Source organism: Streptomyces sp. NPDC054956 (assembly GCF_053609185.1).
The window spans coordinates 1-6,165 of sequence record NZ_JBSGXB010000391.1; the positions used below are offsets into that span (position 1 = coordinate 1).

General features: G+C 73.1%; 7 protein-coding genes. 2 read left to right on the top strand and 5 right to left on the bottom strand.

Annotated elements, in window-relative coordinates:
* Positions 1-80: 80 nt before the first annotated feature.
* The 3 genes from ACWGDE_RS34845 to ACWGDE_RS34855 all read right to left on the bottom strand — a co-directional run bounded on the left by ACWGDE_RS34845 (position 81) and on the right by ACWGDE_RS34855 (position 2,765).
* A complete protein-coding gene (locus ACWGDE_RS34845) occupies positions 81-1,100 on the bottom strand; it encodes a lytic polysaccharide monooxygenase (protein WP_453393066.1) in 1,020 nt (339 codons plus the stop codon).
* 217 nt (positions 1,101-1,317) lie between these two features.
* Positions 1,318-1,815: a DUF402 domain-containing protein gene (locus ACWGDE_RS34850; RefSeq protein ID WP_453393067.1), complete on the bottom strand. Its 498-nt coding sequence runs from the start codon at positions 1,813-1,815 to the stop codon at positions 1,318-1,320.
* The gene (locus tag ACWGDE_RS34855) at positions 1,812-2,765 is read right to left on the bottom strand and encodes an N-acetyltransferase family protein (protein ID WP_453393068.1); all 954 of its coding nucleotides are present in this window, start codon (positions 2,763-2,765) and stop codon (positions 1,812-1,814) included. Before ACWGDE_RS34855 ends, ACWGDE_RS34850 begins: the two co-directional genes overlap by 4 nt.
* 84 nt (positions 2,766-2,849) lie before the next feature.
* Between ACWGDE_RS34855 and ACWGDE_RS34860 the strand changes: the two genes are divergently transcribed.
* The gene (locus ACWGDE_RS34860; RefSeq protein ID WP_453393069.1) at positions 2,850-3,242 is read left to right on the top strand and encodes a GntR family transcriptional regulator; all 393 of its coding nucleotides are present in this window, start codon (positions 2,850-2,852) and stop codon (positions 3,240-3,242) included.
* 97 nt (positions 3,243-3,339) lie between these two features.
* Here the strand turns inward: ACWGDE_RS34860 and ACWGDE_RS34865 are convergent, their stop codons facing one another.
* Positions 3,340-3,882 carry an FABP family protein gene (locus ACWGDE_RS34865; RefSeq protein ID WP_453393070.1) on the bottom strand — a complete coding sequence of 181 codons (543 nt, stop codon included), beginning with the start codon at positions 3,880-3,882 and terminating at the stop codon, positions 3,340-3,342.
* Positions 3,883-3,987: 105 nt separating this feature from the next.
* The gene (locus ACWGDE_RS34870) at positions 3,988-5,088 is read right to left on the bottom strand and encodes a DUF5925 domain-containing protein (RefSeq protein ID WP_453393071.1); all 1,101 of its coding nucleotides are present in this window, start codon (positions 5,086-5,088) and stop codon (positions 3,988-3,990) included.
* Between the two features lie 218 nt (positions 5,089-5,306).
* On the opposite strand from ACWGDE_RS34870, the gene ACWGDE_RS34875 reads away from it, so the two are divergent.
* Positions 5,307-6,107, top strand: coding sequence for an SGNH/GDSL hydrolase family protein (locus tag ACWGDE_RS34875; protein ID WP_453393072.1), 801 nt, complete (start codon positions 5,307-5,309; stop codon positions 6,105-6,107).
* Positions 6,108-6,165 lie beyond the last annotated feature (58 nt).

Consider the following 6,165-nt stretch of genomic DNA (forward strand, 5'->3'; position numbering starts at 1 on the left):
ACCCACCCACTGACTGACAGCGGCGGGCGACCCGCCCCCCGGCGGGCCGTCCGCCGCTGTCAGTCGTCGGTCGTCGGCCGTCAGCGGCCGTGGCGGCCCGGCGTCGCCCGGCGGCGGGCCAGCCCGAACAGCACGGCGGCGCCGATGGCCAGGACTCCGGCCCCGGCGATCGCGATCGCCGGGGTGGCGCGGCTGGAGCCGGTCTCCGCGAGGTCGGTCCCGCTCTGCGAGGGGGTCGCGGGCGCGGTGGCCGCGCCGTTCGTCTTCGGGTCGTTGTCCCCGTGCCCGTTGTGCTCCACCGTGGACTTGGCGGCGCCGTCGGCGATCTGCTGGTCGGTCGGGGCCTGGGGCTGCTTCGGGGGAGTGGAAGCGGGCTTGGTGTCCGGCATGGTGCCCGCACCGCCGGTGCCCGTGCCGCCGGTTACCGCACCGCCGGTGCCCGTGCCCGTGCCCGTTCCGCCGTTGTCCTTGCCGAAGACCACGTCCGAGCAGGTGTAGAAGGCCTCCGGGCTGTCCGAGCGCTGCCAGATGCTGTAGATCAGGTGCCGGCCGGACTTGTTGGGGACGGTTCCGGAGAAGACGTAGTCACCGTTCTGCATGCCCGGGTCGGAGACCTTCGCGAAGGGCGCCGGCTCCAGGTCGGACCACTTCAGCGGCTTCGTCGGGTCGTAGCCGTCCTTCGTCACGTACAGCTCGAAGGAGCCCTTGTGCGGGGCGGTCCCCTTGTAGCGGAAGGTGTGGGCGCCCGGGGCCATCGGGCTGGCCGGCCAGTCGGCGCGCGCCAGGTCCAGCCCCTTGTACTTGCCGTTCCCCGCGGAGCACAGCTGCCCGTCCGGGATCAGCGACTTGCTCTGCCCGGCGGCGTTGGCGATGTTCACCGCGTTCCAGTCGTAGAACGCCTGCGCGCCGCTCGCCGAGACCGCCGCCTTGCAGGCCGCCGACTTCGGGGCCTCGGGGCCCTCCGCGTAGCACGCGGCCACCCGGCTGACCGGGTCCGTCATCGAACCGTGGGCGGCCGCGGGCACGGCGGCGTACGCGGCCACCGCGATCGGGGCCAGACCGGCTGCGGCGATACGGGCGGCGGTACGGCGTGCGGACATGGCGGATCTCCTCTGGGGCACGGCACGGGGCAGCGCGAGTAGGGGGCCGAGGCTGTGCGGCGCCGCCCCTCACGGGTTCGCGGCGCCGCCTCCGGCCCTCCCTGGCCCAGCCAAACTAACCGCCGCCAACCGCCGTTCGGCCGGGTTCGGGCCCCCGGAGCCGATCCTTAGGGTCCGCTTAAGGAGCCACTAAGCGGGCCCACAGAAAGCGGCCGGATCAGGCGTACAGGGCGGCGATGCCCTCGGCGGATCGGGCCCGGGCTTCCAGGGCGTCCAGGGCGCGCACGGCCTCGGCGGCCGCCTCGGGGTCGGTGGCGGCGAGGCCGCTCCCGGCGAACTCGTCCTCGTCCAGGCGCAGGACGGCGGAGCCGTCGGCCGACACCCACAGGTCGAGGTCCAGGTCCTCGATCAGGATCGTGCCGTCCCCGACCACCGCCGGGCGCGTGACGTCGCAGTACCAGCCCTTGAGGACGCCCTCGCCGGTCCGGACCTCCTTCACGGCGTACCAGCGGTCGCGCCAGAAGTGCTCGGTGAACACGTCGCCCGGCTCGAAGCGCACGAACCCGAAGTCCCGTACGCCCTCGGCCGCCCAGGGGGCCCGTACGGTGATCCGGGTGCCGGTGTCGGCGACGAGCCGCGCCGGGTAGGCGATCTTGGTGCGGCCCCCCTTGGTGAGGGTGACCGTGAAGGTGGGCTGGGGAGGGTCGGCGGTCAACGGGGGTTCTCTCCTCGGGACAGTCGCTTGGTGAATCGGGTCTCGGTCGCGCAGATCTCGTACCCGAGCCAGGTGTTGACGGCGAGCATCGGGACGTTGCCGGTGTCGTTGCCGGTGAACGCGTCCGTGTAGCCGGCCGCGCGGGCCCGCAGCAGCGAGTCGGTCTTGGCGAGCCTGGCCATCCCCAGCCCGCGGAACTCGCGCAGGGTGCCGGTCATGGCGGAGGAGTAGCGGGTGGCCCCGTCGGTGTGGGCGGCGGTGAAGGCGGCCACCTTGCCGTCGACGAGGACCACGGTGGTGAGTTCCAGGTCGAGGTACGGGTTGTTCCAGGTGTGCCGCAGCCAGTCCTCGTAGTCGTCGAACTCCGTGGGCACGTCGCCCGGTTCGTCGAGGCTCGCCGCCGCGTCGGCCTCGAAGAGCGGCCGCGGGTCGGCGGCGAAGGCCGAGGCGGGGCGCAGCTCGACGCCGGCCGGGAGGTTCCCGGGAAGGGCCGGCAGGCCGGGCGCGGTGAGGTCGCGGCGCAGGAAGTGCGCGGACCGTGAGGCGCGGTAGCCGTGCCGCTCGGCGAAGGCGCGGTGGGACGGCTCGTCCAGGACCCAGGCGTACGCGTCCTTCGCGCCCTCGGCGGCGAGGTGTTCCTCGGCGGCGCGCAGCAGGGCGGTCCCGGCGCCGAGCCCGCGCCGCGCGGGGTCCACGTAGGCGTTGACGAAACCCTGGCCGGGCTCGGGGCTGTCGTAGACGATGCCGACCTGCGCGGTGCCGACCACCCGGCCGTCGGCGGCCTCGGCGACGAGGACGCGGTAGCGCTTGTCGGGGTGGGCGGAGGCGATCTCGAAGGCCACCCCTCGAGCGGTGCCGATCATGAACGGCAGCGCCGCGCGCCGCACGCGGACGACGGACTCGGCGTCGTCGGTGTCGTTCGGGCGCAGGTCCCGGATCGTTGTGATCATGTCCTGGACGGTACGGCCGGTGCGGGGCCGCGCGCGCGTGAATTTCGGGCCGGAGCCGGGGCCCGATGGGGGACAATCGGCCGCGTGACCTCGACTTCCACGAACCTGAAGATCCGCATCGACGCGGCGCCCGGCGCGGCCGCCCCGTACGAGCAGCTGCGCGCCCAGATCGCTGAGGGCGCGCGGGCGGGACGGCTGCCGGCCGGTTTCAAACTGCCGACGGTACGCGGCCTCGCGGAGGAGCTGGGGCTGGCGGCGAACACGGTCGCCAAGGCCTACCGGGTGCTGGAGGCGGACGGGGTGATCGAGACCCGGGGCCGGGCCGGCAGCTTCGTCGCGGCGGCGGGCGACGGCGCCTTCCGCGAGGCGGCCGCCGCCGCGCAGGCCTATGCGGAACGGGCGCGACGGCTGGGCCTGAGCTTCGACGAGGCGACGGCCGCGGCGCTGGACGCGCTCCGTGCGCGCTACGCCGGCTGAGTTCCGCGGCCCCGCCGGGCCGGTGCCCGCCGGGCCGGTGCCCGCCGGGCCGGTCCCCGCCGGGCCGGTCCTCGCGCCGCGGCCGCGCCCCGCCGGGTCAGTCCTTGCGGCGCAGGAGCCGGGCCTGGAGGTGGTGCTGCATGGGCTGTCCCACCGCGGCCATTTCCTGCACGATCGTCAGCTCGCCGTCCCCCAGGGCGTAGTGGCGCCGCATGCCGGTCACTTCCTTGGCCCGGGGGGTCAGCCCCACGGTCCCGGTCGCCATCTCGATCTCCATGCCCGAGACCTGGCCGACGTACGTCTCGACGATTCCCGTCGGGTGGGCCAGCGTGACCTCGACGGAGGCGTCCGGCAGGATGCGCCACCAGCCGGTCTCCCGTCCCGCGGGGCGCAGGGCCGCCCCGGACTCGTCGATCAGCCACGCGCGCGACTCGTAGCACAGGAAGGGCCTGCCGTCGTGGCTGAAGGTGATCTCCTGCTCGTACCGGAAGCCGTGCTCCAGGGTCGGGTACTCGCCGCTTCCCCGGCCGTGCCAGCGGCCGATCAGGCCCAGCACCGGCTGGAGTTGCGGGTGCGGCTCGGGGCCTTCGCCGAGGACGTGGCTGTCGGGGAAGGGATTCTCCTGCGCCGGTTCGAGCACGGTGCGGTCTCCTGTTCGTGGGTCACCCCGGGGTCTGCGCGGCCGACGGGGGCCTTCGGCCGCGCCCCCATTGTCGACTGCCCGGCCTGATCCGACGGACAGGCCCTACAGGTAGAGCCCGGCCTCCGTGTCGTGCCCCTGCGGCGGCAGCAGGGCCGAGGGGCCGGTCGTACCGCGGCGCATCGCGTAGAGCTCCGCCAGCGTCGCCCCCTCGCGGGAGACGCCCTCGTCGGTGCCGAGCCAGTCCGTGGCCTCGCGGTGCGTGAGGCGGCCGACCTCGATCCGGGCCAGGCAGCGGCCGGGCCGGACCACCGCCGGATGCAGCCGCTCCAGGTCCTCGTTGGTGGTCACGCCCACCAGTACGTTGCGCCCCTGGCCGAGCAGCCCGTCCGTGAGGTTGAGCAGCCGCGACAGCGCCTGCCCGGCGGTGTGCCGGGCCTCGCCGCGGATCAGCTCGTCGCAGTCCTCCAGCAGGAGCAGCCGCCAGCGGCCCTTCGCCGTGCCCTCGTCCTCGCCGATCGCGATGTCCATGAGGTAGCCGACGTCGTTGAACAGCCGTTCCGGGTCCAGCACGCAGTCCACCTGGCACCAGTCGCGCCAGGACCGGGCGAGCGTGCGCAGGGCCGAGGTCTTCCCGGTGCCCGGCGGACCGTGCAGCAGGAGCAGCCGGCCCGCGATGTCGTCGGGGGTGATCTTCATCAGCCGGTCCATCGCCCCGGCCACCGGCGCCGTGTAGTTGGGCCGCACCTCGGCCCAGGTGCCGGCCGCGATCTGCCGGGTCGTGCGGTACGGGCCGCGCCGCGGGGAGACGTACCAGAACCCCATGGTGACGTTCTCGGGCTGCGGTTCGGGCTCGTCCTGCGCGTCCTTGGTGGCCTCGCCGAGCACCCCGGCGGCGAGTTCGTCGCTGACGGCCGTCACCGTGACGTCGGCGCCCCGGCTCCAGCGGGAGACGAGCATGGTCCAGCCCTCGCCCTCGGCGAGCGTGGCGCTGCGGTCGCTGTCGCGCGCCGAGCGCAACACGGTGGCCAGGGGCGGCAGGAGGGTGGCGCCGGCCTTCACCCGGTCGATGGACACGCTGTGCGAGTAGGGCTGCTCGCCGGACGCGAAACGGCCGAGGAACAGCGCGTCGACGACGTCCGACGGGGAGTCGCTGTCGTCGACGTTGAGCCGGATCGGCAGCGCGTCTTGCGGGTTGGCTGGCATGGCGCCCATGATCCGGCACGAACTGCCCTCATGCACCCGTGTTTCGCCGGATCGAGTGGCGGGATTCCCTCTTCAAACGCCGTGCGGGTGAAGATTCGGACGCCATGTCTGCCCTGAATATTCTTGGCATGAACACTTCCAGCGGACCTCGGCTCCTTGTACCACGGACTCAGGAGTAACTCCGGAGTAACCCCCCACAAGGAGCCGCACACATGAGCATGAGAATGTCTCGTTTCACAGCCTTGGCCTCTTCCCTGTTACTCGCCGCGGGAGCCGCCCTCTTCGGTGCCGGCCAGGCGACCGCCGCCGCCGACTTCGGCTACGTCGCCCTCGGTGACTCGTACTCCTCCGGCGTCGGCGCCGGCAACTACGACAGCGCCAGCGGAAACTGCAAGCGCACCACCCGTGCCTACCCGGCGCTCTGGGCGGCCGCCCACGCCCCGCAGACCTTCTCCTTCGTCGCCTGTTCCGGCGCCCGTACCGGCGATGTGATGAGCGGCCAGCTCGCACCCCTGAACGCCGGCACCGACCTCGTCAGCATCACGATCGGAGGCAACGACGCCGGATTCTCCGACGTCATGACGACCTGTGTGCTCCAGTCCGAGGCCAACTGCGTCAGCCGGGTCAACCAGGCCAAGGCCTACGTCGACTCCACCCTCCCCGGCCAGCTCGACCAGGTCTACAACGCCATCCACAGCCGGTCCCCGGGCGCCCGCGTGGTCGTCCTCGGCTATCCCCGCTTCTACAAGCTGAACGGCAACTGCGTCGCCGGACTGACGGAGGGCGAACGCACGGCCATCAACGGCGGCTCCGACTACCTCAACGCCGCCATCGCCAAGCGCGCCGCCGACCACGGCTTCACCTTCGCCTCGGTGGCGGGCGCCTTCACCGGTCACGAGATCTGCTCCGGCAGCGAGTGGCTGCACAGCCTCAACTGGCTGAACATCGGCGAGTCGTACCACCCCACCGCCGCCGGGCAGTCGGGTGGCTACCCGCCGGTCTTCACCAGCGCGGCCTGACGGTCACGGGCTGTCCGTCGGGCCCGGCGCCGGTGACGCGGAACCGCTCGGTCCGCCG

Coding starts and splice junctions, on each gene's coding strand:
- ACWGDE_RS34845 (WP_453393066.1), bottom strand. CDS start 1,100: ATGTCCGCACGCCGTACCGCCGCCCGTATCGCCGCAGCCGGTCTGGCC.
- ACWGDE_RS34855 (WP_453393068.1), bottom strand. CDS start 2,765: ATGATCACAACGATCCGGGACCTGCGCCCGAACGACACCGACGACGCC.
- ACWGDE_RS34870 (WP_453393071.1), bottom strand. CDS start 5,088: ATGCCAGCCAACCCGCAAGACGCGCTGCCGATCCGGCTCAACGTCGAC.
- ACWGDE_RS34875 (WP_453393072.1), top strand. CDS start 5,307: ATGAGAATGTCTCGTTTCACAGCCTTGGCCTCTTCCCTGTTACTCGCC.